Annotated in this window: 26 protein-coding genes; 13 read left to right on the top strand and 13 right to left on the bottom strand. The window is 70.5% G+C overall.

Annotated features, from left to right (window positions below; translation table 11 throughout):
* Positions 1-10: 10 nt before the first annotated feature.
* Both ACFQ8Y_RS15180 and ACFQ8Y_RS15175 read right to left on the bottom strand, forming a co-directional pair.
* Positions 11-763 (bottom strand): HNH endonuclease family protein, encoded by a 753-nt coding sequence (locus ACFQ8Y_RS15180; RefSeq protein ID WP_430586020.1) that lies wholly within the window; start codon positions 761-763, stop codon positions 11-13.
* Between the two features lie 37 nt (positions 764-800).
* Entirely contained in the window at positions 801-1,187 is a 387-nt protein-coding gene (locus tag ACFQ8Y_RS15175; RefSeq protein WP_430586019.1) for a hypothetical protein, read from the bottom strand.
* A 72-nt stretch (positions 1,188-1,259) separates the two neighbouring features.
* Here ACFQ8Y_RS15175 and ACFQ8Y_RS15170 point away from each other — a divergent pair, with 72 nt between their 5' ends.
* The gene (locus ACFQ8Y_RS15170) at positions 1,260-3,254 is read left to right on the top strand and encodes a hypothetical protein (RefSeq protein ID WP_430586018.1); all 1,995 of its coding nucleotides are present in this window, start codon (positions 1,260-1,262) and stop codon (positions 3,252-3,254) included.
* A 33-nt stretch (positions 3,255-3,287) separates the two neighbouring features.
* On the opposite strand, the gene nrdH is transcribed toward ACFQ8Y_RS15170, so the two are convergent.
* From nrdH to ACFQ8Y_RS15140, 6 genes are all read right to left on the bottom strand, one after another.
* A complete protein-coding gene (nrdH, locus tag ACFQ8Y_RS15165; protein ID WP_430586017.1) occupies positions 3,288-3,527 on the bottom strand; it encodes a glutaredoxin-like protein NrdH in 240 nt (79 codons plus the stop codon).
* Positions 3,524-3,739 carry a hypothetical protein gene (locus ACFQ8Y_RS15160; RefSeq protein ID WP_430562879.1) on the bottom strand — a complete coding sequence of 72 codons (216 nt, stop codon included), beginning with the start codon at positions 3,737-3,739 and terminating at the stop codon, positions 3,524-3,526. The genes nrdH and ACFQ8Y_RS15160 overlap by 4 nt, the downstream gene beginning before the upstream one ends.
* Positions 3,740-4,032: 293 nt before the next feature.
* Positions 4,033-4,806, bottom strand: a complete 774-nt coding sequence (locus ACFQ8Y_RS15155) for a hypothetical protein (protein WP_430586016.1) — start codon at positions 4,804-4,806, stop codon at positions 4,033-4,035.
* 100 nt (positions 4,807-4,906) lie between these two features.
* On the bottom strand, positions 4,907-5,251 hold the full coding sequence (locus ACFQ8Y_RS15150; protein ID WP_430562881.1) for a hypothetical protein: 345 nt from the start codon (positions 5,249-5,251) through the stop codon (positions 4,907-4,909).
* Positions 5,248-5,568, bottom strand: a complete 321-nt coding sequence (locus ACFQ8Y_RS15145; protein WP_430586015.1) for a hypothetical protein — start codon at positions 5,566-5,568, stop codon at positions 5,248-5,250. Before ACFQ8Y_RS15145 ends, ACFQ8Y_RS15150 begins: the two co-directional genes overlap by 4 nt.
* On the bottom strand, positions 5,565-7,976 hold the full coding sequence (locus ACFQ8Y_RS15140) for a DNA translocase FtsK (RefSeq protein ID WP_430586014.1): 2,412 nt from the start codon (positions 7,974-7,976) through the stop codon (positions 5,565-5,567). The genes ACFQ8Y_RS15145 and ACFQ8Y_RS15140 overlap by 4 nt, the downstream gene beginning before the upstream one ends.
* A gap of 640 nt (positions 7,977-8,616) precedes the next feature.
* Here ACFQ8Y_RS15140 and ACFQ8Y_RS15135 point away from each other — a divergent pair.
* The gene (locus ACFQ8Y_RS15135; protein WP_430562884.1) at positions 8,617-9,162 is read left to right on the top strand and encodes a hypothetical protein; all 546 of its coding nucleotides are present in this window, start codon (positions 8,617-8,619) and stop codon (positions 9,160-9,162) included.
* A 251-nt stretch (positions 9,163-9,413) separates the two neighbouring features.
* Here the strand turns inward: ACFQ8Y_RS15135 and ACFQ8Y_RS15130 are convergent, their stop codons facing one another.
* The 5 genes from ACFQ8Y_RS15130 to ACFQ8Y_RS15110 all read right to left on the bottom strand — a co-directional run bounded on the left by ACFQ8Y_RS15130 (position 9,414) and on the right by ACFQ8Y_RS15110 (position 15,163).
* The gene (locus ACFQ8Y_RS15130) at positions 9,414-10,787 is read right to left on the bottom strand and encodes a DUF2637 domain-containing protein (RefSeq protein ID WP_430586013.1); all 1,374 of its coding nucleotides are present in this window, start codon (positions 10,785-10,787) and stop codon (positions 9,414-9,416) included.
* Positions 10,788-10,971: 184 nt separating this feature from the next.
* Positions 10,972-11,400, bottom strand: coding sequence for a hypothetical protein (locus tag ACFQ8Y_RS15125; protein WP_430586012.1), 429 nt, complete (start codon positions 11,398-11,400; stop codon positions 10,972-10,974).
* A gap of 119 nt (positions 11,401-11,519) precedes the next feature.
* Entirely contained in the window at positions 11,520-11,882 is a 363-nt protein-coding gene (locus ACFQ8Y_RS15120) for a hypothetical protein (RefSeq protein WP_430562887.1), read from the bottom strand.
* Between the two features lie 401 nt (positions 11,883-12,283).
* Positions 12,284-13,948, bottom strand: a complete 1,665-nt coding sequence (locus tag ACFQ8Y_RS15115) for a hypothetical protein (protein WP_430586011.1) — start codon at positions 13,946-13,948, stop codon at positions 12,284-12,286.
* 105 nt (positions 13,949-14,053) lie between these two features.
* A complete protein-coding gene (locus ACFQ8Y_RS15110; RefSeq protein WP_430586010.1) occupies positions 14,054-15,163 on the bottom strand; it encodes a replication protein RepA in 1,110 nt (369 codons plus the stop codon).
* Positions 15,164-16,208: 1,045 nt separating this feature from the next.
* On the opposite strand from ACFQ8Y_RS15110, the gene ACFQ8Y_RS15105 reads away from it, so the two are divergent.
* The 11 genes from ACFQ8Y_RS15105 (at position 16,209) to ACFQ8Y_RS15055 (ending at position 26,341) form a co-directional block, all read left to right on the top strand.
* A complete protein-coding gene (locus ACFQ8Y_RS15105; protein ID WP_430586009.1) occupies positions 16,209-18,074 on the top strand; it encodes a hypothetical protein in 1,866 nt (621 codons plus the stop codon).
* Between the two features lie 626 nt (positions 18,075-18,700).
* Positions 18,701-19,642, top strand: a complete 942-nt coding sequence (locus ACFQ8Y_RS15100; RefSeq protein WP_430562891.1) for a ParA family protein — start codon at positions 18,701-18,703, stop codon at positions 19,640-19,642.
* Positions 19,643-19,965: 323 nt separating this feature from the next.
* The gene (locus ACFQ8Y_RS15095) at positions 19,966-20,313 is read left to right on the top strand and encodes a hypothetical protein (RefSeq protein WP_430562892.1); all 348 of its coding nucleotides are present in this window, start codon (positions 19,966-19,968) and stop codon (positions 20,311-20,313) included.
* A 35-nt stretch (positions 20,314-20,348) separates the two neighbouring features.
* Complete coding sequence (locus ACFQ8Y_RS15090; RefSeq protein ID WP_430562893.1) at positions 20,349-21,047, top strand: SAF domain-containing protein; 699 nt, start codon at positions 20,349-20,351, stop codon at positions 21,045-21,047.
* 4 nt (positions 21,048-21,051) lie between these two features.
* A complete protein-coding gene (locus tag ACFQ8Y_RS15085; protein ID WP_430586008.1) occupies positions 21,052-21,846 on the top strand; it encodes a hypothetical protein in 795 nt (264 codons plus the stop codon).
* Complete coding sequence (locus ACFQ8Y_RS15080) at positions 21,843-23,405, top strand: CpaF family protein (protein ID WP_430586007.1); 1,563 nt, start codon at positions 21,843-21,845, stop codon at positions 23,403-23,405. The genes ACFQ8Y_RS15085 and ACFQ8Y_RS15080 overlap by 4 nt, the downstream gene beginning before the upstream one ends.
* Entirely contained in the window at positions 23,405-24,274 is an 870-nt protein-coding gene (locus ACFQ8Y_RS15075) for a type II secretion system F family protein (protein ID WP_430586006.1), read from the top strand. The genes ACFQ8Y_RS15080 and ACFQ8Y_RS15075 overlap by 1 nt, the downstream gene beginning before the upstream one ends.
* Positions 24,271-25,182 carry a hypothetical protein gene (locus ACFQ8Y_RS15070; protein WP_430562898.1) on the top strand — a complete coding sequence of 304 codons (912 nt, stop codon included), beginning with the start codon at positions 24,271-24,273 and terminating at the stop codon, positions 25,180-25,182. The genes ACFQ8Y_RS15075 and ACFQ8Y_RS15070 overlap by 4 nt, the downstream gene beginning before the upstream one ends.
* A 124-nt stretch (positions 25,183-25,306) precedes the next feature.
* Positions 25,307-25,501, top strand: coding sequence for a hypothetical protein (locus ACFQ8Y_RS15065; protein WP_430562899.1), 195 nt, complete (start codon positions 25,307-25,309; stop codon positions 25,499-25,501).
* A 13-nt stretch (positions 25,502-25,514) separates the two neighbouring features.
* Complete coding sequence (locus tag ACFQ8Y_RS15060) at positions 25,515-25,916, top strand: TadE/TadG family type IV pilus assembly protein (RefSeq protein WP_430562900.1); 402 nt, start codon at positions 25,515-25,517, stop codon at positions 25,914-25,916.
* Positions 25,913-26,341, top strand: coding sequence for a TadE/TadG family type IV pilus assembly protein (locus ACFQ8Y_RS15055; RefSeq protein ID WP_430586005.1), 429 nt, complete (start codon positions 25,913-25,915; stop codon positions 26,339-26,341). The genes ACFQ8Y_RS15060 and ACFQ8Y_RS15055 overlap by 4 nt, the downstream gene beginning before the upstream one ends.

Genomic DNA, 26,341 nt, shown 5'->3' with positions numbered 1-26,341 from the left:
GTGCTCCAGGTCAGTGGGTGGGTGCCAGTGCGTGGCAGGCGTCCAGGAGCCGCTTGGCCGCGTCGTGCTCGGCGGGGGTGACCCACAGGGCGTATTCGGCCTTCACGTGCACCTGGGTGGCGACGTACTCGCAGCGGAAGGCTTTGTGGGGCGGTAGCCAGGTGGCGGCGTCGCCGTCGCTCTTGGCCGCGTTGGTGGGGCCGTCGACCGCGAGCAGGTTCGCTGGGTCGTTCGCGAACCGCTCCCGCGTGGCGGCGGTCCACTGCTGGGCGCCCTTCTGCCATGCGTCGGACAGGGCGACGATGTGGTCGATCTGCACCGCGGTGGAGGTGTCCTGTCCGCGGGTGAAGTCGATGCCGGTGCCGGTGTAGGGGTCCTTGAGCTGGCCGGAGTCCACGACGCAGTCCGAACCGGCCTCGAGCGTGATGTCGGTCAGGTCGCGGCGCAGGATCTCGTCGCGGGTGTGGCAGCCGTCGTCGTCGAGGTCGGCCCATCCGTCGCCGAAATGCTCGCGGTCGTACCCGGTCTTGGGGGCGCGCCCCTTGATGTCGAGGTCTTCGAGCTCGGCGCGGGCGGTGGTCACGCTCGCGGCTGCGTTCTTGGCCAGCGGTTCCGTCATGAGGGGGGCTTCCACGCCGGGGTCGGGTTCACCGGCCGCCGTTCCTGGGACCAGCTGCGAGACCCCCCAGAGGCCGATGAGGACCAAAGCCCCACCCAGAATCGGCAGGATCCACAGAGGCCATGGGTCGTCGTGTCGCATCATCGGTGGAGGTCCTGCCCTTCGGGTCGGTCGGTCGCGGTCACGCGTGTCGGTGGGCTGTCGGCACGGAGCGGGACGGCCGTCGCGCCGACGTCGCGTGCTCCTTGGTGTCGTCGTGCGCCTCATGCCGCGCCAGTGCCGCGAGCGCCGCGGCGGCGAGGACGGCTTCGATGGCGAGGCAGAGCCACGTGGTGGGGTCGAGGTGGATGCCGCCACGGATCCAGATGAGGGCCCATGCCGGTGCCGATGCTGTCGCCAGGGTTGCGGCGAGGCAGAGGGTGTCGTGCAGGGTGCCGGTGTCGTCCTTCAGGGCGCTGGTCAGCGCGTAGGTGGCGATCAGCGCGACGGCGAGGGTGGTCAGGGCTGCCCAGAGCGTGAGGCCGGCGTTGAGCGCGGCCCCGATCAGGGTGGACAGCTGGTCGTTCATGCCCGGGGAATGTGTCTGCCCGGGGTCGTCTGTGACACCCGCCCGCGCGTTTCGTCCTGACATCGTGGGCTGGTGCTCGGGGCGCGCGGCGGTTCCGGACGGGCCACGATGTGGGTGGCAGTGGGCGCGGACGCCCAGGTCTCGGGAGGCGTGATGGGGCGGCGCAAGCCGCGGACGTATGCCGCGGAGTGGTTGGCGTGGGCGCAGGACGAGGCCGAACGCCCACACGTCCCGCTGCGCGAAGACGAGCTCACTATGAAGGTGCAGCGGGCCAGGTATCTGCCCCGGATCGTGGTGAAGAAGGAGCGCGCGATCGTGGGCCGGCTCTACCTGGGGCTGAACGTCCTCGACGTGGCCGACCAGCGCGATCGTCGCGTCATCGCGTCCGCGCTGGAGGCTGCGGGGTATGAGGTTCGCCCACCGATCGGTGGGTGGGACTCGCCACGGCCCCGTTGGCGCGTGTACGTCAACGCCTACATGGCCGATGCGTGGACCTTCGGCTTCGGTGGCGGGGACCCCCGCTATGAGGACGGGACGACGTTCGGCGTCTTCTATCCCGAGTCGGAGGCGCTGTTCTGCCTGTCCGAGCTGTGGTTCGAGCCCGGACGGGAGGTTGCCGAGTGGCACGGCTTCCGCGTGGGCGACGTCGTCGACCAGGTCCCGGACGATCCGGAGAAGACCAGCAAGTACCAGGGCCTGCTGGAGTACCCGCCCCCGCGGATCGTGGATCGCAACGCCAGAGCTGCGAGCCGCAGCCGGCGAAGTGCGCTGAAGAGCCCGCGGCAGCTGCCGGCGACCTCGCGTCAGCTGGTGCCCGGTGTCGTCGCTGACGCCGCGGACGCCGTGTTCGCAGCCGAACCCCTGGACCCGACAGCCCCGACGCTCGCCGGTGACATCGGCTGGGGATCCCGCAGCCTCGTGTTCGACGTCGACGAGCTCGCCGCGCTGCGCAAGGCGACTCCCCTGCTCGAGCTACCGGCCGAGACCCCGACGGCCCTGGAGTGGGCCCGTGGTATCTCGCGGGTGCACGAGCTGGGGCTCACGGCGTTTCGGCTGCGCACTCTGGCGCCACAGTGGTGGGCGGCCCTGCCCTGGCACGACGTCGTGCCCGATCCCGCGCGGCTCGGCTTGCTGGGCACCGACGAGGGCGATGGCGCAGCACGGTCCGGCCAGCCGCAGCTCGTGCAGGCCATCGTCGACTGGTCGATCCCCCAGCCGCAACTGCCTGCCGAAGGAGCGAACGCCCACGGACGGTTCCTGCTCGTGATGGGCGCGCTCGCCCATGCCGGGCTCACCGCCGCGTCCGATCGGCTCGCGACCGGCGAGTGTCTCGTGTGCCGGCGCGAGCATGTCCCCGCCGCCCACGAACTCGACACCCTCCTGCGACTGCGCACGAGCGACGTGTGCACGGTGTGCGCCCAGGCGGCCCTCCTCCGCCAAACCGACCTGATCCCCCACCCAGAGCGCGACAACGCATGGGTCCCCTTCCCGTGGACTTCCCAACGCGAAGAGGCCGCACACGAGGCAGTACGGACGCTCGCGGCCGACAACGGCGGGCCGCCCTCGCGCCGGGTGCTGGCGGCGAGCGTGCCCTGGACGAGCACTGGCGACTTGGTCCGGCAGGTGCTCCTGCGGATTCCGTTGCCCCGTGACCACGAGCCGGGCGGTGCGGCGCCGGCCTGGTCGACGCTGCTGGCCGACGCCGGCGTACTCGGCGAGGGCTGGCGGCCCTCCTTCGGTGTCCACACCGTCGCCGCCGACGGGCACCCGTGCCGCTCCCTCTTCGAGCGGTACATCGACGACTGGTTCTTCGCCCGTGGCGTCGTGCACACCATCGAGCCGCCCTACCCCTACGACGCGCAGCTCAACCCCAACGGGATGCGCGCCGACTGGGCGATCAACGGGGTGCTGGTCGAGGCGGCCGGCCTGAGCACCAGGAGCGAGTACGCCGCCAAGATCGCGCGCAAACGCGAGCTCGCCGCCCGACACGGTCTGCAGCTGGTGATCGTCGTGGAGGACGATCTGCCTGACCTCGAGCAGGTCCTGCGCACCGCGCTGCAGCCCTGACCCACGGCCCCGTGGTGGTCCAGAGCGCGGCGCTCAGCGCTCGGTGGTGGAGGAGGCCAGCGCGCCGATCTGGTCCGGGCGGAACCCTGACCAGTGGGTGTCACCGGCGATGACCACCGGTGCCCGCAGGTAGCCGAGGCCGCGGATCATCGCGAGCGCCTCGGGGTCCTGGGTGAGGTCGACGACGTCGTACGAGATGCCCTTGCGGTCCAGGGCACGGTAGGTCGCGTCGCACTGCACGCAGGCCGGCTTGCTGTAGACCGTGATGCTCATGTGTCCGCCCCCGTGGAGGCGGGGCGATCGCCGGCGAGCTCACGCAGCTGCTTCGCGGCGCCGTCCTGACCCTCACGCTCGAGCACGAGGGCCGATGCGCTGCAGGCGATCGCGAACCGGCGGGGGTCGGAGGCGTGCGTGGGCGCGGCGGTGTTCTTGGATCCCGGCGGTCGGGCCGTCGGGTCGGGTTCGTGGTGCTGGGTCAGGCTCATCGCCCTCTCCTTCGGTGAGCAGGGTGGTGCGTTCTCACCGAGGGGAAGGTGTCCACCGCGGGTCGTCTGTGACACCGCGGGGATCAAGTTGAGGGACCCGAACGCCCGCCGACCGGGTATGCCAGGAACCACCCCGACATATGAGTCCCGGTCGGCGAACGACGGACCGAGGAGCGGGTACCACCCCGCTTTGATCCCCGGCCCGGGGCCGCCGGACGAATCCGGCAGCCCCGAGTATATGGCGACGCCAGGGGCCGAACGGCGGTGCCGCGGCGGGCCTGGTGTCGGGGTGGTCAGGCGGTGCGGTGCTCGGCGTACTCCGGTGACGGCTCGCGCAGCTGGCCGGTCAGCCAGGGCTCGCACGTGGGCCAGTGCAGGACGCCGGTCTGCATCTTCAGGTCGCGCACGGCGAGCCAGATCTTCGCCTGCGTCTCGGTGGTGGTCAGGATGAACACCCCGGAGCGGGCGGCCAGGTCGGCGGGCAGCTCGAGCGCCGCGGCGGGCGTGATGAGCACCAGGGGTGCCTTGGCCCACAGGTCGTGCAGCTGCTCGCCGGGGGCGTGCCACTGCAGGCCGGGGATCGGCGGGTAGTCATCACCGGTGGCGATCCCGAGGGGCATGCCGGTGCGCCGCTGGGGGCGGGTCCACAGCCACGGGGCGTCGGCGTACCCGGGCAGCCGGTAGGTCGCCGCGGTCGCGACGGCGGTCAGGAGCTTGCGCACGGTGCCGTGCTGCCAGCGGGGGCTGGGCGCGCAGGCGTGCTGGGCGGCGTGGACCGCCTTGATGACCTCGACGGGGTCGACGTGCTGGATCGGCTCGTGCGTGTACGGGCCGGGGTCGACGAGGTCGGCGGGCTTGAGGCTGCCCTGGTCGGCGAGGTGGGCCGTGGCTGCGAGGTTCTCCTGGCGCAGCTGCTGCCCGGCCTGCGTGGGCGTGAGGCCGAGGTGGTGGTCGCCGGCGAACGCCGCGGTGGTCGGGTCGGTGAGGATCTGCCAGCGGGCGGCGGCGGTCACGAGCAGGTCGATGTGGTCGTTGGTCAGCGTCGGGGACGTGCTGGTGATCGCCATGGCGGATCACTCCCGGTTCGGCGGGCGGGATGGTCGGTCCCGCAGGTGGTTGATGCCCCTACCCTGCGGGACCGACGCGCCAGGCGTCCATCGGTTGTGGTCACCCCGCCTTGCGCAGCTCCTTGGCGGGTGGGTGCCCGTTGACCCAGTGCGCCGGCTGGGGCTTGCCGACCTGCCAGGCGCTGCCGGCGGCGATCCCGGTGTATTGGTCCTTGCGTGCCCAGTCGGCGCACGCGGCTACCGCCTGCAGCGGACACTTCGCGCACAGCTGCAGCAGCGGTGCGGCGGCGGCACGTGCGTCGGTCTGCGTCGTCGCGGAGGCGTGCGCGGCCTCGTGGCGTCCCCACAGCTGGTGCTTCCCGTCGCACTCGGCGCCGTCGATCCGTGCGGCGGCGTCCCGGGCGATGACGTCCAGGCTCATGTTCAGGCGGCGGCTCTCGGTCACAGTGCCTCCCGACGTCGGCGGCGGATCTTGCGCAGCACGGTGCTGGCGATGATGGCGACGATCGCGACCAGGACGCCGGCGACGATGACGATGCGGGCCAGGTCGAGCCCGGCTCCGTCTCCGCCGGGGATCGCGAGCAGGGGGTCGGCGGAGGCGGCCACGAGGATGTGGTGCTCGACGAGCCACTGCACGCCGCGCAGCCACAGCAGTCCGAGGGATCCGATGATGGCGCCGCCGAAGAACACGGCGAAGCCGAGCATCACCAGGATGTCGCTGTCGGAGTTGGAGGAGGTGGCGGAGGTCTGCTGGTCGCTCATGAGTGCTCCAGGGGTCGGCGGGTCATCACGGTGGTGTCGGCGGGCAGGGACACGGAGCCGTACTCGTCGCCGTCGCCGCGCCAGGAGATCGCGATGCAGCCGGCGTCGAGGATGTCGGGCTCGGGGTGCTCGTCGACGAACACCCACTCGGACTCGGCGTCCTCCATCTGAATGAGGTCACCGACCACGAGGTTGTCCGGGCCGATGGCCTGAGGTTCGCCGAATCCGGCGTAGGCGTCGCCCGGTGTGGTGGTGCTCAGCTCGCTGGGCTCCCACTCGTCCCCGTCCGGGTCCTCGTCCGTCCGGGCGCGGGTGCCCGCGGCGGCGCCGGCGAGCGGCCGCAGCCGCTCGAGCGTGGAAGCGAGGTCGTCGGGGCCGGGCAGGACACGGCCGTCACCGCTCGGGGCCTGCTCGTCATCGGCCGCACTGTCGGGGTCATGCAGGGCGATGACGTCGTGCTCGGCCAGCTGGTCGAGCACGCGTCCCGCGTGGGCGTAGCCGATGCGCAGCTTGCGCTGCAGCATCGGCCGCGAGACGAACTGCGCCGTGATCACGAGCTCGGCGGCCTCGAGCAGCAGCTCGTGGTCGATCGCGTTCACGACGATGGTGGCTGCATCGCCCGTGGGGTTGGCGGTCACGGCCTTGCGCAGGCTGGCCGCGTTGGCCGGGCTCGAGGTCCCGACGCCGAGGAGGGTGAGGGCGGAGGCGGCGGTGCGTGCGTCGCCGGCGCGCTCGTGCTGGGCGGCCATCACGACGGGGTCGAGGTCGGGGCGATCTTCGGCCAGGACCCAGTCCGCCTTGGCGTAGTCCCAGAACCCGAGGGGCAGCTCCTCCTCCCCCGCGTACCGGGGCTCGGGCGGGACGATCAGCAGGCGCGGGTGTCGGTTGTGCTGCGGCTTGAGGGACTCGCGTCGCTTGCCGTCCTCACTGTCGTCGGGGGCGGTCATGGAGGGGAACCGGTAGCACTGGGCCTCAACGGGGCGCCCGTCGGCGCCGGTGGTGATCGCGCGCTGGCGGGCGCCGTTCGGGATGGTGACCCCGATGAACGTGGAGTTCCACATCATGTTGGCGCCGGCCGGGTCGAGACGTCCGACGGAGATCCGCTCGCCGAAGTTGGAGCGTGCCTCACCACCGCCCTCGCCGAACAGCTGCACGTCAGGGCGCTGCATCGTGACGATCAGGTGCACGCGTGCGGTGCGGGCGAGGCGGGCAAGGGAGGAGTAGTGGCTGAGCGTCGGGGGCTTGTTCTTCTCCCCGCGCTGCTTGACGTCGTCGTACCAGCCGAGCAGTCCCTGCACGGTCTCGGACCACTCGTCCAGGACGACCACGAGCGGCTCGAAGTCCTCCACTCGGAAGCCCTGCTGGGTGATGAGGCGGTAGCGCTCCTTGACGATCGTGTAGGCGCGGTAGACCACGGCGACCTGCTCCTCGACGGTGGTCGCGACGATCTGCACATTGGGCCAGGTGCGGTGGTGCAGGAACTCCACGCCCTTGCCGTCGGCGACCCACACCGGCCACCCGAACTGGGTGATCTTGCCGACGATGGAGTGAGTGGTGGAGGTCTTGCCCGAGCCGGTGCCGCCGGTGATCAGCATCTGCGGCACCCGTGCGGGCTCCCAGAACAGCTCGTTGCCGTCTTCGTCGATGGCCTTGGGGATGCGCACCTGGTCGTACTTGTCGAGCAGGTCGTCCATGTCGTCAGGCAGCGTGTCGGGCAGCCAGATGCTGCCAGGCAGCAGGGGGCGCTGCTCGAACCGGGCCAGGTCGTGCTCGAGATCCCACTGGGCTCGCCAGCGGCCGGCCATCATCGTGGAGACCACGCCCTCGATGCGGGTGCGGTAACCGCCGGCGGCCATCTTCGTCCCGGCCTGGTGGGAGATCGTGATCGACCCGAGCTCGTCCTCGCGGGCCATGTCGTAGCCGACGAGCTCGACCGTCGGCCCGATCAGGCTCGTCAGCGCCTGCAGCGCGCGCTCGAGCGCCGGCGGACGGACCTCCTGCTCGGCGGCCTGCGGGGCCCGGTCGAGCTTGAGCACGAGGTAGCAGTGCTTGAGGTGGTGGCGCACCACCTTGTACTTGGCACCGAGCCGCACCGCGAGCGTGCCGATGACCTTCGGCTCGAGCACGACCCCGGCGTCCAGCACACCCGGCGCGTAGTACACCCGGATCTTGCGCGGCACCCCCGGCCATCCCTGGGTCCAGTTGCTCATGATGACCGTGCGTCGGTCCAGGCGCCGCACCCCCAGCGTCGGGGCGAGCGCCTCCAGGGTGCGGTCCTCCAGGTCGCGGCGTCGCTTGCCCCTCGCGCCGAGGGTGGTCACCACGGTGCCGCCCACGAAGCCGAGGCCCACGGACGCGCCGATCATCTCCGCGTGCCCGAGCACCGAGGCCACCCCGGAGGCGGCCACACCCGACGCGCAGAGGATGACCCCATCACGCCAGTGGGTGGCTGGGCGGGCAGGTACCGAAAGTGCCGCTTCGGGAACCCGGTCCTCCTGCGGCCCCGGAGTCTGCGTGGTCCGTCGTGCGGGTGAACGGGTAGCCAAGGTGCCCTCCTGAATCGCGTGCTCGGTCACCCGGGGGAAGGTGTCCCTGACCGCTCGTCTGTGACACCGCCGCGACGAACTGCCCCACCACGCCCGGCGGCGAACCACGGCGTCAGAAGTGGTGTGCCCGGTGGTGGGATCACGGTGTGCCTGACGGTTGCCCGTGTGCTGGCGCCCACCACTCCCCGCGCTGCCCGGCCGTTTCCGCCGACTCGCCCCACACCAGCCAGCCCCTTGTCGTGCTCCCTAGACTTGGCCCCGTGGCCAAGGGCCCGGCCCGCAGGGCCGCGGTTCCGAAGGCCTTCGGGGCCAAATCTGGTCGCCCACCAAGAAACACACCGCCCATCACCAGGCACCCGGCAGTGGCGGGCAAGTGCGACAAGTGGTGGCCCCCTGCTGACGCCCCGGTGGCACCACCACTGCCCCACACCACCCATCGCCAAGGGGTGAAGACCCCACCGCGACAGGGCACCGAACCCGCCACGGCGGCAGGATCCACACCATGTCGCCCGACGCCTCCGCCCTCCTCATGGCCGCCGCAGCAACCCAGCCCGCGCCCACCCCCTGGTACCTGTCGCAACCCGTCGGCGTCGTCCTCGGCGCCCTGGTCGCGGGCCTCGTGTCCTACCTCGTCGCGGCACGCGCGGCGCGGACAGCGCGTGACCTCGCCGACGCGCAACGGGCCTTCGACCGCAACGAGGCCCGGCGCTCGACCCGCAAGGCGGCGTGGGTGGCCTTCGTGGCCGCAGTCCGCACCGCGCACCGCGGCTCCAAGAGGGTCGAGAGCGAGCACGGCGTGCGCTACGGCGACATGTACCCCGAGGAGACCGAGCTCAACCAGCAAGTCGAGGAGGCGCTCATCGACTTCGAGGTAGAGGTCCCCGACGACGTCGTCGTCCTGGCGGTCCGTCTACGCAACCAACTGATGCGGCACGTGTGGGCGTGGGATCCCAGCGAGGAACAGGATGGCTACGCCAGCGACGACGACGTCAACGCTGCCGAGCTCGAGCTGCGACGCGCGGTCCGCACCATGCTCGCCAACGACTGAACCGGGCCACCGCCCCGCTCGGGCCACGCGCCCCGGCCTGGGCCGGTGGCGTCCGGCCTGCGGCTCCTGGGCAAGCCTCCAACGGTCGCAGCTACGGCCTACCACCGGTCTTGCCCAAAGCGCCCCCAGATACACACAGACCAGACCACGCGCGACCGGCCCGCGGCGCTCGCGGGCAAGGGGCCGGTCCGGCTCTGCGATACGCCACGGCCCCCTTGCCCGCGCGATTGGGCAAGGGGGCCGTGGTGGTCTCAGGCTGCGCGCTCGGTGGCCTGGCGGTCTGGGGTGTCGAGGTCTGCGTCCTGGTCTGCCCGTGCCGCGATCATGAGCCGGTTGGCTCGGGATGCTCCGCAGTCGAGGGTGGCCTGGACGGTGCGGCGGGAGACCGGGCGGCCGGCCTCGGCGTCGAGCTCGCGGATGGTGGTGATGGCCTGGGCGTCGCTCGTGCTGGCCGACGCGGGCCGCGGGCCGACTCGCGTCGTGTCGTGCGCCGGGTGGTCCACAGCCGTTGGGCCGGTCCGGCCAACAGCCTGCGGACCGGGCCGCGAGGTGGTGCTGGCGGTATGACCGGTCACCTGCTCCGTGGTGGCGGCCTGGTTCGTGCGGTGGTCCGCCTCGGTCACCTGGTGCCCCGGACCGGACTGGTCTGCGGGCACCGGGCCGATGGCCACCGCCGGTCCGGGCTCACGGCCTGCCGGACCGCGCTCGGCCCGGTCCGTCGTCCGGGTCGCAGTCCGGTCTGCGGGGTGGTCTGCGGGGTGGTCTGCGGTCTGGTCTGCAGATCGCTCGAAGGCCCGGGCCACGCTGGTCTGTTCACGCGTGGGCTGGCGGGCCGGCCTGTCGTCGTCCGAGCCGCTGACGGCCTGGTCTGTCTGGCCCGGTTCCACGCCCATCGCGGAGGCACGGCCTTCGGAGGCCGATGTGGGGGCGGTCTGGGCGAGCCCGTCGGTCCGGGCGACGTACGCGGGCTGGGGAGCAGGCCGTGCCGGAAGGGCCGGGGCGGGCACCGACCGGGCCGGTCCGCTGACGTTGGTCTCCGGCGTCTCGGTCTCTCGTGCACGGCGGCTGATGGATGCGAAGACCTCGACGCCGAGGGCGAGGGCGATCGGGGGCCAGATCGCGACGGCGCGAGCGAGGACCGTGGGTTCGGCGGCCGCCACGTTGGCCGCGAGGCTGGCTGCAAGGCTGAGGATCAGCATGAGCCAGGCCAGCTTGGGTGCCTTCCGGCCAGCCTTGGAGTCGGCGAGGATCACGGCGGCTGCGGACGCGATCGCTCCGTCGATGCTGAGCGGCAGCAGGATGGCGGCCAGTTCGCTCTCGCCCGCGTCGCGCGCGACCTTCTGCACGTGCCCGAACGAGATCACCGCGGCGGTGAGCGCGACGACCGCGGTCCCGGACGCTTCGACGATGCGGCGGGGCTTGCGGGGGCGGTCTGCCTTGCGAGACACGAGAACTCCTTGTTCCGTCGTGATCGGTTGGTCACCCGGGGGAAGGTGCGGGGGGTGCCCGTTTTGTGACGGCGCGGCCCGGACCGGTCCGTAGAAGTGGCCGGGGTCCAGGCCAAGCCACCGGTCAGGACGGACCGCTGTGGTGGGGGCAAGCCGGCCCGCCTGTTCCCCGTGCATCGGCCCGGTCTGATCCGCGTGGACCGCGTCGATCCGGGCCAGGCCCCCGTCGTCCCAGACCGCGCCAGGCCGGTCCGCCGGCAGGTTGGGCCTGGTCTGTCGGACGAGCGTGTGGCCCGGCCCGATGCCTGGCTTGAGTGAACGCGAGGACCGGACCGGACCGGGGATGGGGCTGGGGCTGGCGTCAGGCTGGGCTGTGGTTCGGGCCGGCCTGCTCGATGAGGTTGGGCTCGATGCAGGTCTCGAGGTGCCGACCGGCGCCCTCGGTGCCCAGGCAGTCCGGACACACGGCGCTGTTGGGCACGATGTCGGATGCCGGGGCACGGCGCCCCAGCAGGTGGGCGAGCTCGGGCGCGACGTCGATGACCTCGATGTCCACGGACCACTCACCGGGCGCGGTCCAGTCGTCCCAGACCAGGCCGGTGACCGTGCACTCGGCGACATGGTCGGTGGGCATGCGGTGGCTGCCGGTGTGGTCGTGGTTCCACGCGTGCACGCGGATCTGCACCTGTGTCCCCACTTCGACCGGGGCCGAGGGGCGCGGTGTGCGCCGACGCGCGGGGGTGTCCTTCGGGTGTCGCGTGGCGGTGGTCATGCGGGTGACGGTGTCCATGGCTGGCCTTCTCTCGGTAGCGGTTCTGCTACCTGGGGGAAGGTGTCGGCCAGGGTGCTCGTGTGACGCCCTCCAGGAGACCTGGTGGTCAGCGTGACCGCCGCGGGGGCCCTGCCGTCTCAGTGACGGCCCTCGTCGCGGTGGTTGTAGACGGTCATCACGAGGTTGGTGATCCGCACTCCGGACTTGTCCAGGTCGGGGTAGCGGTGCTGGACCTGCGTCTTGAGCCACCCGAGCGCGTCGCCCTCGAAGCCGCGCGAGCGACCGAGCACGCTGCTGACCTGGTAGCCGTGCTTGGACCCGACGGTCATCGAGTGCCCGTTCGACAGCTGGATGTCGAACTTCACCTTCTTGCGGTCCCACCGCTGGCCCTTGGCCGCGGAGCGCAGCCGGGACACGATCGTGGCGTTCGCCTGCTGGCGCCCCTTGGCGTCGCGGGTCTTCGGGGCGGTGAACTCGTACTGGCGGGCCCCGCCGGCCATGGGTGTCATCGACTCCGAGAACCGGCCAGGCCTGAGCCTGCGCGGGGGCTCCGCGGGCACCCGGGTTCCGCCACCGGCAGACGCCTTGGCCCGCACGGCAACCACGTGCCCGTCCTTGCCGCGACGACGAGCGGGCGGGGCGGCGACACGACCGCGTTCGTGCAGCTGAGTCACGGCGCCGCGGTAGGCCTCGCCGGAGGTCTCCCCCGACAAGATCTTGCGGACCATCCGGGGCGAGCGGTCGAGCATCCGCGCGAGCTCCACGACACTCACTCCGCGGCCTCGCTGGCGGCGCAGCATGTCCGCCACGCTCAGCGCCTCATCACTCGGCGGTGCCACGATCGCTCGCCTCCTCGTTCAGGGGCCGGGCCCCACGAGCGCACATGCACGCGGGTTGCAGGTCAGACATCGCTCTCCCATCCGGGCACACCGGCGGCCTCGGCCTTCGCGCGCAGCACGTTGCGGGCCTCGAGCCCGGTGGGGGTGGGCACGTCGTGCAGGACGCCCTTGATGCGCAGCCGTCCTACCTTGCCGTCGTCACCGCCGCGGTCATCCGGGACCGACGGGTCGACTGGCTTGGCGAAGTTCGGCACGACGCTGGAGTAGATCGCGTCACCGTTGATACCGATCAGGGTGGACGGGCCCATGGCCAGCACTCCCCCGTTCCACGTCTTCCCGCCGCCGAGCGGTGAGCTCAGCACACGGGCACGGGCGCGGGCCCAGACCTGGGCGGCGAGCTCGGGACGGTAGAACGCGAGCTCGCGCGCGTTGTGCTCGCGGCCGGGCATCTCGTAGGTGAACGCGTCGCCGTAGCGCTGCATCGTGTCGGCGTACTCGGCGGGGATCTCGTCGACGGACCACACCGTCACCGTCCGGCCCCGCAGCCGGGAGGCGAAGTTGCCGATGGTCTGGATCAGCATGGACCGCAGCGCCGCCGCGACCGCTCGCCGGACCTCCGGCTCGATGTCAGGGCGGGTGTTCACGCGCTCGCGAGCACGGGTCATCCGCTCGGCGAAGGTGTCCAGGACCCGGCTCTTCCTGAAAGCGACGCCCTCGAGCGGCTGGACGAACCATCCCGCGTCGCGCGCGATCTTGACCTCCACAGCGTCAGCCCAGGTCTCGAACGTGGTGCCGGGCCGGTTCGGGTAGTGCCAGCCCGCGGAGACTTGTGCGTGCTTCACGCCCAGCAGGCCGACGTGGTCCCAGGCGTCCGGGATGGTGAAGCGCACGTAGTAGCGGGCGCGGGCGTACGGGTCACGGTCCAGCAGATCAGCGGCCGCGGCGCGGTTGAGCCGCACTGCTGGCATGGTCCCCAGCTCACGGCAGCACGCGGCGTACATGAACCGGCCGTCGACGTAGGAGAACGTCTCCAGCTGCGGGGTGGCCTCGGCGTCGAACAGCGCCAGGCAGTCCCCGCAGTCGCACCGGTCGGGGCCGGTGGTCAGGTGCTCGATGCGGTGCTGCCCGGCGGTGAAGTGCAGCTCGTCGGCGATGTCCTTCGGGATCGGCTCGAGCTCGAACGGCTCGCCGCCCTGGACAGGGCCCTTCCCTCCCGGGCGGCGGCCACCGATCGTCTTGGGCAGCGACAGCGCCCAGGCATTCGCGCCGGTGCTCGCAGGCGTCAGCGCCATGACAGCGTGCGGGATCGCGTCGGCCAGCACACGCGCCGTGACGTCCCACGCGTCGCGTGCCTGCATCGGGCTCAGATCGCTGGTGGAGAACCACTCCTCCACCGTGCGCACCTCGAGCGAATCCCCGGAGAGCTCGTTGACGAACCTGCCGGTGACCGGCTTGTTCAGCCAGTGCCCGCTGGCCTTCCACCCCGGCGTCTTCGCGATGAGCCAGTGGCTCTTACCAGGCACGACCTCAGGCACGGCGCCGGTGAGCATGATCCGCTCGGCACCCATGGTGTGCGCGGTGTCGAGCAGGTCGGTCAGGTTCGGGTACTTGCGGCGCTCGCCGATCTTGGGCCTGATGCTCGTGCCGTTGTCGGTGACGCCGCGGCCGGTCTTGTAGTCCAGCCACGCGGTGCGCTTGGGCCTGTAGTCGAAACTGATGGGCCGCATGGTGTGCCGACCTCCTGCTCGGTCCGGAATTCTGCAGTCACCGTAGACGAGGCTCCCCCCACCCAGGGGTCCTTGTGGGCACCCAGAGAGCGTGGAGCGGGGCACTCAGCGCTTGGGGCGCGAGCCGGTGGCGGTCGGGTCTCCCCCTGCCAGGGCTCGCGCGGCACGGGTGGACACGTGCGGTGCGGACGGGAAGAGGCGCAGCCCGGCGTCCTCGACGTGTACGTTCGCGGCCGGATAGAGGGCGCTCACCGCGGCGAGGTTCTTTACGAACGTCTCCTTGAACTTGCGTCGCCGTGCGAACTGCCCGCCGAACTGGACCTCCAGAGCGCTCCATGGCACCAGGGTGGAGCGGGACAGGTAGCTCATCCGGTGGGTGAGCCAGGTGTAGATGTCCAGGCGCATCGGGGCGCCCTTGAGGGCACGCAGGGCGCGCAGGTCGACCGGCACGGGCGTCTGGACGATCGAGCGGTAGAACTGCGGGGAGAGCGTCACCGTGTTGCTCCACAGCGCTCCTTGGTCGTCGGAGATGTCGCCTCGGCCGGGCAGCCACAGGTCGAACGACTCGGCGACGGAGAAGTTCTGTCCACCGACGCGATGACCGTCGCCCTCGCGGTGCACTTCCTGGATCTGCATCGTCGCGCCGACCAGGCGGTAGATCTGGTTCTTCAGCCGTCCCGCGTCGCGCCCGTTGTGCCCCAGGCCGAGCCGCCCCATGAACTCGTTGAACGACCCTCCGAGGTCCAGGCACGGGTTCTGGGTCCGCACGGCCTCGGTAGCCATCCAGGACAGCAGATAGCGCGGTAGAACGCCGAAGGGGTACCCGTCCTCGGACTGCCCGTCAGGCCCGAGGATCGTGGCCGGGCGCATGATCAGCGTGATCGCCCCGTTGCGTCGTTCCCACCGAGGCACCGCCCCTGGGTCGGAGTACGGCAGGGCGAGCTGCGTCCAGATCCGGGCCGCATAGCCGATCTCCCCCGCTGCCGCGGCGTCGCTCGTCTCGATCTCGTATGCCGCCTCCACGAGCTCGCTCTCCCGACGAGACAGCCTGATCGGCGTACCGCCCTCCCCCGACAGCGGCACAGGCACCGGCGTGGTCAGGGGTTCATGGCTGGTTGCTTGAGCGTGAGCCTTCGCGAGTGCCACGAGGCCGCCAGGCAGGCCGTCATCGACGCCGTCCGAGGTTCCCGCAGCCGGAGCGGTGGTGGTGGACATCGGGCGGGTCTCCTCCGTGTCGGGTTCCTTCACCCCTGCGGAACGTGTTCAGGAACCCTCGGTTGTGACAGGCGAGAGGAAATCTCTTCTGGCTCTTCGACGAGCTGCGCCCGCCGTCCCCAGATCCACAGGGCCCACGCCGACGACTACAGGTGAGATTTCTACAGGAGATTCTAACTACAGGGGAGGGCCGATTTATGGGCTCTGACCTGCGGAAACACGAGACCTGCGCCCCCAGATACACACCACGGTGCGCCCCCAGACACACATGGATAACCCGACACTCCTCTCCTGGCACGCCCGCGCGCCGAACGGTGCGCCCCCAGATACACACACGCTGACCTGCACAGAGACCCGCTGCGCCCCCAGATACACACGTCCCGAACGCGCCCGCCGTAGGGCGCCCCCAGACACACACGGATAACTCGGCCCATCCACAACAGGTCAGGTACATGCAATGCAGGCAGGCTGCACGGCCGGCCGACGGTCGGCCGATCGACCACCTCGTCGGTCCGTGCGCCCTCCGGGCAGGGGTTGCGGCGTCCGTCCGTCCGGGCGCTCGCGGCCTGGCACGCCCCCGACGCAGCACGGAGAAATCTCCGGGAGAAATATCCGCCACGCCGGTCGCGTCGCATGCTCATGCGCAACGCGGCGTGGTTGGGTGCTCGCATGGCTAAGGCAGGAAGGCCCAGCAAGGGGCCACGTAGAAGGGTCGAGGGGTACGTCCCTGAGTCCTTGGCGCCCGCCTACCGGTCCGCCAAGGAGCAGTCTCCGTACCGCGACGACACCGACTTTGTCGCAGCGATCATCGCTGAGTACCTCGGCAAGCCCGAGCTCCGCCCACAGCCCACCCGTGTTCAGCAGGAGGTCCTCGACATCCCTGCATAACCGCAGAAATGGAGAGGCCCGCCCCCCGGAGGGGGCGGGCCCAAGTTCAGAAGTCCATCACCCTGGTTTGGCCGCCGGGAGGTGATGGGCCCCGATTGACGCACCCGCGGGTGCGTCGTACTACCTGGGAGCGATCATACCCACTCCAGTCAGCCGCGTGGGCGACACGCCGACATTGGCGCACCCGGACAGCGGCACCCCCACAGAGCAGTGGGCCGCCACCGCGCGACTCATCGCGGGCCGTGCTCGCGTACGCGTGGGCAGCCGCGGACGCCGCAACGGCGCCTGGACCGTGGACTACCCCGCCCGTGGAGAACGGCCTCTGACCAGCGTCCTTCCCCTCAGCGGGCCCGCCGCGGTCCTGGTCTACGGCGACGACGGTTGCTGCCAGACGCTGTGCCTCGACCTCGACCTGAACGAACGGTCCCCCGAGCAGCTCGAGGCCGAAGCCGCGAACCTCACCCGCTGGCTCACCGAGTGCGGCGCACGCGTGTTCACCGACCTCTCCCCCGCCGGCGGCCGCCACATCTACCTGCCCATGCGCGAGCGAGTGGCCTACGACACCGCCCGTGAGGTCGTCGAGGCGCTCGCACGCCTCTTCCCCGCGATCGACCCGGGCCCCCACCGCTCCGTCGATTCTGGCTGCATCAGGACGCCGGGCAGCCTGCACAAGGCCGGTGGCCACCAGCAGCTCACCACGTCCCTCAGCGCCGCCTACGACGCCCTCAAGCGCCCGAACGGCCCCGACGTCCTCCAGGCCATCCAGATCCGACTGCGCCCGCAGCTCGACGCCTTGCGTACCGAGCGCCGCACCGACGTGGTGGCCGACGACGTCGACGACCAGCGGCACCAATCCGACTCCCCCGCCGGCCGCATCAGCGCCCGCATCCTGCAGATCGCCCGCGCCGGCGTCTACGACACCGCCCGGTACCCCAGCCCGTCCGAGGCCCGCGCTGCCGTCATGGCTGCCGCCGCTCGCGCACGCCTGACCTTCACCGACGTCGTGGCTCGGATCGAGGACGGACGGTGGCGAGGGCTCGCGGCTCTGTACGCCCACCACTCCGACCGGCGCCGCCGCATCTCCCGTGACTGGCACGCAGCGAGCACCTTCATCAGCCGCTCCACCGCACCATCACCACAGGTCAGACCCCACGACGACCTAGGGAATTCCACTGTCCGTAACTCCAACACGAGCAAGCCTTCATCACAGGGGGGGCGCACCACCCAGCCTCCTGGACCCGCAGTGCATCAGCTGATCCGCACCTGGCGAGCCGCCCTGTACCTGAGCGAGCAGCATCACTTCCCTGGCCGGCGCGGCTACGCCGTGCGCTGGGTCCTGCGAGCTCTTGGCGGATTCGCCCACGCCAAGGCCTCCACCGAGCTCGCGGTCGGGACCCGAGCTCTCGCGGTGGCCTCAGGACTGGACCACTCCACGGTCTCTCTTGCCCTCAAGGTTGCGGAGCGCGCCGGCTGGGTCATCCGGGTCGCCGCAGCACGTGGAGAGAAGGCCGACATGTGGGCCCTCGCCCTGCCCCCTGACCTGGCAGAACGCGCACCCACCCTGCGCTGGGACCGCGGCAAGTCACACTCACTGCGACCCGCTTTCCGCGAGCTCGGTCACGTCGCCGGCTTCGTTTTCGAGGCGATCGAGCTTGGCCGCGCGGACACGATCACAACGGTCGTCGAGACCACAGGTATTAGCCGCAGTGCCGTCCACGACGCGATCGACACCCTCAGTGCGTGGGCACTCGTCGAACGCACCCCCGCGGGGACGCTCCGGGCCCACCCAGAGCTCCTCCCACAGGTCGCGGAGCATCTGGGCGCCCAGGTGACCGTGCAGGCGCAGATCGCCGCCTACGCGCAGCAGCGCCACACCTGGCGCGCCTACCTGCACCGGTTCGACCCAGAAGCTGCGCCAGCGGACCCGCTGAGCGCCATCGAGGACGCCTGGTGGACACCGCCACCAGATCCCAACACCGAATGGACGATGCTCGACGCCACCACCTACGCACGCGCCGGTTGACCGTCCACGCTGAGGCAGCAAACGAGCTGCCAAGAGTCTGCCGACCGCGGATGAGGTGCCTGTGCCCAGGCTGCAGGTGCAGTGCAGCCTGGGTGTGCACGCTGTGCAGCGCTGCCAGCATGGCAGCAGCAGTAGGCCACCACATATCCCACCACTCCAAGTGCACACAGGCAGCACGTGCATGCCATGACATCGGCAGTACGTGTGCAAGCGCAAAGCAGCACAACAGGTGGAGAGCCATAGGGATCGTGCAGGCGGCAGGCACCTATATCGCGGGACAACCATGGGCGACCCAGGGACCGCAGGCACTTGTCACGCAGGCATGCCGTAGGGCCTCTTCACACAGACGGCGGCCCAACCGCTTCGAGAGCACAGCGGCCCACAGGGGAACAAGCACACAACCAGCAGGGCAACACCTGGCAATCCGCACACGCGACACAGCCCCAAAGGTGGGCGACAACAGGCCCTCCGGTACGGGAAAGTAGCCCTACTGAAGACACGCCCACCACGAGGGGGCGGGGACCACCACCACCGACAGCACACCAAGAAAAACCACAACCGCTGTCACACAACAGGCCCCCACCGCACCTTCCCCCCGTGACGGGCTCACCTAGGAAGGCACTGGAATGACACCGAGCAAGGCCGCGCTCGACGTAGCAGCCGAACCAACGTCTGCCACGCGCCCGCCGATCTTGATGATCGGCAACAACAAGGGCGGCGTGTTCAAGACCGGAACCGTCGTACAGCTCGCCGCAGCCCTCGCACGCAAGGGCCTGCGAGTCCTCGTCATCGACTTTGACCCCCAGGCCAACGCCACCCGCCGCCTCGGCATCACGATGGACCCCAACAACCCCATCGCCACCGCCTCCGAAGCCGTCGCCGCCAACGCCGAAGGCGTGGGCGAGGACGCCACCGTCCCCTGCGGCTGGACCAACGACGCGGGCACCCCCACCACCGAGGCCCAGCTCATCGACGTCATCCCCAGCCGCATCGACCTCAGCAACCGCGAAAGCGAAGCTGGAGCCGTCGGTGCCATCCGCCGCCTCCAGAAGGCGCTCGCGGGGGAGTGGCTCGCGAAGTACGACGTCGTGCTGATCGACACCCGTCCGAGCCTCGGTCACCTGGTGCAGATGGCGATGGCTGCGTCTGACCACGTGATCCTCGTGACGGACCCCATGTTCGACGGGGTCGACGGCGCGCTGAAGGTCGCCAACTTCGTGAGTGAGCACGCGGTCGACATGCACAACCCGAACCTGAAGGTCTCCGCCGTGCTCGTCGCCCGCTTCAAGGGCACCGCGGAGAACCGCTACCAGGTCGAGGGCCTCAAGGAGGCCTTCGGTGATCGTGTCTGGGCACTCGAGGTGCCGGCGACGCGCAAGGAGAACGGCAAGGAGGTGCCCACGGTGATCGACTGGATCCCGGAGTGGACCCGCTTCTCTGAGGCAGACGGCGCAGGAGTCTCGCTATCTGCATGGACGGACAAGAAGGGGCGCGCACCGATCCAGCTGTTCGACGTCCTCGCGGAGCGCGTCATCCGTGAGTTCGTGGATGTGGAGCTGGCAGCATGAGCGCCCCGAAGCGTCAGCGTCCGTCGCTGACCCCGAACGTCGAGTCCATCGTGAAAGACCCCGCACGCCCCGCTGAGGCGCCGGCCGCCCCCACAGTCACCGAGCCGCAGCCCTCCATCGAGGCGCCCGCCCCGGCTCAGCAGACGGCGCCCGCCGCGGTGGACGCACCGGCTGCCCCGGCTCGTCGCAAGCGTGCGCCGCGCAAGCCGAAGAACGAGCCCGCCGCCACGTCGGGGGAGACGTCGAAGCCGAGCGTCGCGAAGGCGAAGCCACAGGCGGAGGTACGTGTCCCTGACCCTGGGACGAAGGGACCAGAGGACGTCATGAGCGCCTCGAACGTGCACATTCCGGTGATCCTGGACGCGCCGGTGAAGACCGCGTGCCGGGAGCGGGGGATCTCTCACGGTGAGCTGATCATTATCGCGATCGAGGCGACCTACGACCGCCTCGACGACCTCGTGAACCCCGGCACGCGCGCCGGCGGGTCGCTGTTCGCGGCTCGCCGCGGCCGCGCAGGGCGCTCGTCCGACGGGCCCCTCACGCCCCTCAACTTCCGCATGAGCAAGGCCGACTTCACGGTCCTGGACAACCTCACAGAGGAGTTCGGAGCGAGCTCGCGCGGCCACCTCATCACGGCGGCGCTCAAGGCCTACCTCGGCGTCTCCGCCTGACCACCTACCCCGCAACCTTCGAGAGGCACTAACCGATGACCACCACCACCTCCGCAGAGGCCACACGATCGGCCCGGCGCGGCTCCAAGGCGGACGCCGAGCCGCCGGCCACGCCGGCCGTGACGTCGGCTAAGGGACGTCGCCGCCCGATGATGATCGTCGGCGCGGCCGCCGTGATCTGCTTCGGTTCCCTGCTGAGCGTGTGGGCCTACAGCTCCACCTCCGACACCCAGGACGTGCTGGCCATGCGCCAAACCGTCGAGCGGGGGCAGGTCATCACGGCCGACGACGTCATGACGGTCAAGATCAGCGTTGACCCCGCCCTGCACCCCGTGGCCGGTGACGACCTCGACACGATCGTCGGGAAGCGTGCCGCGCTCGACATGCCCGCCGGGATCGCGATCACCGCCGAGCAGATCACCGACAAGCCCATCCCGGCGGACGGCACCTCCGTGGTGGGTATCAGCCTCACCGCAGGCATGCTCCCCGCCCAGCAGATCCGGGTCGGCGACCACGTCCGCGTCGTGACCACGCCGGGGGAGGGCGGCGAGGTTTCCACCAGCACCGCCGCGGAAGCCGTCCCCGCCGAGGTCGTCGGCATCAACGACGACGACGTCACCGGCAACACGATCCTGAACGTCCAGGTGCCTGCTGACCAGTCGCCCGACGTCGCCGCCCGTGCCGCAACCGGCAAGGTCGCGATCGTCCTGGACACCGACCAGCAGGAGGGCTGACCCGATGTCGCTCATCGCGCTGACGTCGGCCTCAGCCGCCCCCGGGGCCACCACCTCTGCGCTCGGACTTGCCCTGCACTGGCCGCGCCCCGTCGTCTTGGTCGAGGCCGACCCGTCGGGTACCCGTGCGCTCAACGCCGGGTACTTCCGGGGTGGACAGTTGCCGACCAACGAGACGATCGTCGACCTGGCCGTATCTCAGCGTCAGGGCACCCTCGTCGAAGATCTCCCCGGGATGCTCTTCACCATCCCGGACACCAGTGTCCAGGTCCTCACCGGCCCGCTGCGCCAGAACCAGTCCCGCGCCCTCGACACCCTCTGGGAGCCTCTCGCCAGCCTCCTGAAGTCCCTCGAGCGCAACGGCCAGGACGCGATCGTCGACCTCGGACGCCTCGGACTTGAGAGTTTCGGGCACAAGCTCCTTGCCGCGGCAGACCTGGCGCTCTTGACCACCCGAAGCGACCTCCCCGGCCTCGTTGCTGCCAGCTCATGGGCACCGGCCCTCCGCCGCAGTTTCGACAACGCGGGCGCGCCCCAGGCCATCGGTGCGCTCATGATCGGCCCGGGGCGGCCCTACACGGCCAGCGAGGCCAGCCACGTTCTCGACCTCCCGATCATCGCGACGCTCGCGTGGGACCCCGACACGGCCAGCGCCTACTCCCACGGTGCTACGCAGCACCGGAAGTTCGCCTCGGCGCCCCTGAACAAGTCCCTCCGTGCAGCCGTGCAGTCCGCACAGTCCGCCCTCGCCAACACCCGAGCCCAGCTCGAACTCACCACCGACGGGAGCCAGCGATGAGCGACCAGCCCAACAACCTCTCGTCCTTGCCTATCTTCGGCGATGCCGACCGGGAACCCCGGAACCGGCCCACCACGCATGCGCTCGCTGGGACCATCGACGCCGCCCGCCCGGCAGTGCCGACTCCCGCAGCAGCGACGGTCGCCACCACGGCGAGCGCCGTCACGGATCTGCCTGTCGGACTCGGCTCCACCAGCACCACCACGTCGACGGACTCGGGCGCCGTCGACTGGAAGCAGGTCGCCCTGCTGCGCTCCCAGGCGTCAGAGCAGCTCACAAACCGGCTGGGGGAGGAGCGTGGCATCGACCTGGACGCGGAGCGGGAGCTCGGTCGGTCGATCATCCAGGAGCTCGTGCAGTCGACGGCGGCCGACCGGATCCACGAGGGCGAGCCCGCGTGGAGCCTCGTCGAGCAGGAGCAGATGGCCGAGTCGGTCTTCAACGCGCTGTTCGGTCTCGGCCGGCTGCAGCCGTACGTTGACGACGACACGGTCGAGAACATCATGATCAACGGCGCGGAGAACGTCTGGCTCGAGAAGACGGACGGCATGCTCGTGCGCGCCCAGCCCGTTGCGGACTCGGACGCTGAGCTGCTGGACTTCCTCGCCTTCGTCGCCTCCCGCAGCGAGGTCAACGCCCGAAGCTTCTCCTCCGCCAGCCCGCGGCTGCACATGCGGCTCGACGGCGGCGCGCGCCTCGCCGCGGCCGCCTGGGTGACGGCCCATCCGTCGGTCGTGGTCCGGCGTCACCGCATGCGCAAGGTCACGTTGGACGACCTGATCGGGCTCGACATGCTCACCCCAGTCCAGGCGTCGCTGCTGGCCGCCGCGGTCAAGGCTGGCAAGTCCATCGTCGTTGCCGGCGCGCAGGGCGCCGGCAAGACGACCATGGTTCGCGCGCTGTGCTCGGAGTTCGAGTCCCACGAGAAGATCGGCACCTTCGAGACAGAGTTCGAACTGCACCTGCACGAGCTGCCCGAGCTCCACCCGATCGTGACCGCGTGGGAGGCGCGCCCGGGCTCCGGGGAGGTCGCCGCCGACGGGTCCCAGGCAGGCCAGTACACGCTCGACGAGGCCCTCTACGACTCGTTCCGGTTCAACCTCAGCCGCCAGATCGTCGGCGAGGTTCGGGGCAAGGAGGTGTGGGCCATGATCAAGGCGATGGAGTCGGGTACCGGATCCATCTCCACCACGCACGCGGCGAACGGCGACGCGGCGATCCGCAAGCTGGTCACCTGCGCCATGGAGGCCGGCCCCCACGTCACGCGCGACCTGGCTACCTCCAAGCTTGCCGAGACGATCGACCTGGTCGTGCAGGTGCACCTGAAGACGACCAAGCTCGGCGACGAGAAGTGGCGTCGGCAGCGCTGGGTCTCCGAGATCGTGCACATCACGCCGGGCGAGGAGGTCAAGGGGTACGCCTCGACGAACATCTTCACGCCGAACCCTGCCGGAGGCCCGGCCCTGCCGGCGATCATCCCTGAGGACCTCGCGGGCGAGCTCGAGGAGTACGGCTTCGACTACGACGGGTTCCTCGCCTCCACCCAGGGGGTGGCGTGATGCCCACGATCATCCCGGCACTCAGTGGCGCCCTCGTCGCCGCGGGGATTCTCGGCGTCATCCTCGGCGCCCGCCGCCGAGAGCCCACCGGTTCTACCGCCCGCTCGCGTTCCTCCCTCGGCACTCGCTGGGGCAAGGTCACGCCCCGGACTCGCCTCCTGCTGCTGGTGGGTCTCGGTGTTGGGCTGGTCGCCTACCTCGTCAGCGGGTGGATCATCGCGATCCCCGTCGGGCCCGTCCTGGTGGCCGGTGTCCCCGCGCTCCTGGGGCCCGCCCCGGGGACCGAGCGGATCAAGAAGCTCGACGCCATCGAGGAATGGACTCGCGGGTTGGCGGGCGTACTCACGGTCGGCGTCGGTCTCGAGGAGGCCATCCGCGCCACCCTGCGCTCGACCCCGAAGCTCATCCGTCCCGAGGTCACCCGCCTCGTCGCGCGGCTGCGCGCACGGGTGAGCACCGAGGAGGCGCTGCGCGCGTTCGCCGACGACCTCGACGACAAGGTCAGCGACACCGTCGCCTCCTACCTGATCCTCGGCGCCCGCCGCCGCGGCCAGGGCCTCGCGTCGGTCCTCACCACGCTCGCCGAGTCTGTTGCGGCGGAGGTGCGCGACGCACGAGCAATCGAGGCAGACCGCGCCAAGCCCCGCACCACGGCGCGCGTGGTCACCCTCCTGATGGTCGGTGCCCTGGTCGTGCTGACCATGACCGGAGACTTCATGGCCCCGTACGGCACCGCCTTGGGCCAGATCATCCTGGTCGTCTACCTGACCGGCTACGCCGGGCTCCTGATCTGGATGCGGGTGATGACCAGGGGAGACAAGCCGCCCCGATTCCTGGGAGCGGACGTACGAGGAGGGACGAACCGATGACCACCGGTCTGCAGATCGCCATCCTGGGCGGCGCGCTCCTCGGCGTCGGCGTCGTCCTGCTGGTCTGGCGCCTGATGCCCACCCGGCCCGACCTGGCAGATGTCGTGCACCGCAACTCGCCCGAGGGCGCCAAGGCCCATGCCGAGGCCGCAGCGTTCAACACCCACGACGCCAGCACGACCGAACGTCTCGGCGTCTGGGCCCTGAAGCGACTCCCGTCCAGCTGGTGGGGCAGAACCCCCACCAAGGAGCTCGCACTGCTGCAGATCCCCGTCCACCGCTACTACGGCGAGAAGGTCATCTTCGCGCTCGTCGGGCTCGCGTTCCCCTCCGTGCTGGGGTACCTGCTGATCGTCGGTGGGGTGGACATCCCGTTCGCGTTCCCGCTGATCGGATCCCTCATCCTCGCGGCCGCGCTGTTCTTCCTGCCCGACCTCAACGTTCGCGACGATGCAAAGAAGGCCCGCAGGGAGTTCACCGACGCGCTCGGCACCTACACCGACCTCGTCGCGCTCGAGCGGCTCGGAGGCGCCGGCGCACGCCAGGCGATGGAGCTCGCGGCCGAGGTCGGCGACAGCTGGGTGTTCCGCCGACTCAGCGAGGAGCTCGCTCGCTCCCGCTGGAACGGCAAGGCGCCCTGGGACGCGCTCAACGCGCTCGCCGATGAGCTCGGCCTGCCGGAGCTCACCGAGCTCGCCGACATCATGCGGCTCAGCAAGGAGGGGTCGCAGGTGTACACGCAGCTGCGAGCGCGCTCGGAAGGAATGCGCTCGGCCGCGCTCAACGCGGAGCTGTCCAAGGCGAACTCGGCGAGCGAGCGACTGAGCGTGCCCGGCGCGCTGCTGGCCGTGATGTTCGCGATCATCATGGTCACCCCCAGCCTGATCAACCTCGCAGGTGGTCTCTGACCGCGCGATCGACAGTTGTTGGAGAAAATCGACTCCGTACCCGTCACAATCACCCCCCTGCCGGCACATTCCGTTAGTAGCAACCGAACCGGCCATCTGGAAGAGGAAGAACATGCTCCACAAGATGATCGCCACGGCTCACCTGCTGGGCCTGAACATGAAGGACACGGTCCGCAAGCGCCTGGAGACCGACGACCCCGAGCGGGGGTCGTACACGGTCGAGCTGGTCGTGGTGCTCGGCGCGATCGTGCTCATCGCTGTGGCGGTGCTCGCCATCGTCCGCACGGGTGTCATGGATCGCGTCAACTCGATCTTCTGAGGTGCGCCGACCCATGCGACGCCGCCCCGGCCCTCGCCACGCTCGCGCGGACTCGCGCGAGCGTGGCTCAGCGACCGTCGAGCTGACGGTGATCCTCCCGGTCGTGCTCCTGCTGTTCTTCGGGCTGATGCAGGGCGCGCTGATCAGCCAGGGCAAGGCCACCGCGATCGCCGCTGCCCAGGAGGGCGCGCGTATCGCGGCGGGGGAGTCAGGGTCCGTGAGCGAGGGCGTGGCGGCCGCGCGCAGCTTCGTCGCCGTGTCGTCGCTCGGCTCGCCGGCGTCGGGCGTGACAGGTGCCAGGAACGCCGAGGAGGCGACGATGACGGTCACGGTCCGGACCAAGAGCGTGGTCCCGTTCTGGAAGCCGCGGATCGTCCAGTCGGCGTCGATGCCGATCGAGCGGGTGACTGGATGATGCGCCGTGTCGGTCGTGAGCGCGGGTCGGCGTCGGTGGAGCTGACGATCCTGATCCCCGTCCTGCTGCTGTTCCTCGGCGCGCTCGCGCTGGGCACCCGTCTGGCGCTGGCGAACCTCGCCGTGGACTCGGCGGCTGCTGAGGCGGCTCGGTCGGCGTCGATCGCACGTACCCAGCCGGAGGCGATTTCGCGCGCCGAGTCTGGTGCGAGCGCGAGCCTGGCCAACCAGGACGTGAAGTGCCTGCGTCAGAGCGTCCGCGTCGACACCAGCGGGTTCGCCGCCCCCGCCGGGACACGGGCCACGGTGACAGCAGACGTCACATGCGTGGTGAACCTCGCCGGCGTCTCGATCCCGGGCGTCCCCTCGAGCAAGACGATCACTGGGCACGCCTCGAGCCCCCTCGACACCTACAGGGAGCGCTGA

The organism is Isoptericola sp. NPDC056605 (assembly GCF_042792795.1).
Classification (GTDB): Bacteria; Actinomycetota; Actinomycetes; order Actinomycetales; family Cellulomonadaceae; genus Isoptericola.
The sequence above is the reverse complement of the archived record's forward strand: the minus strand, read 5'-3'. Positions and strand labels throughout refer to the sequence as shown.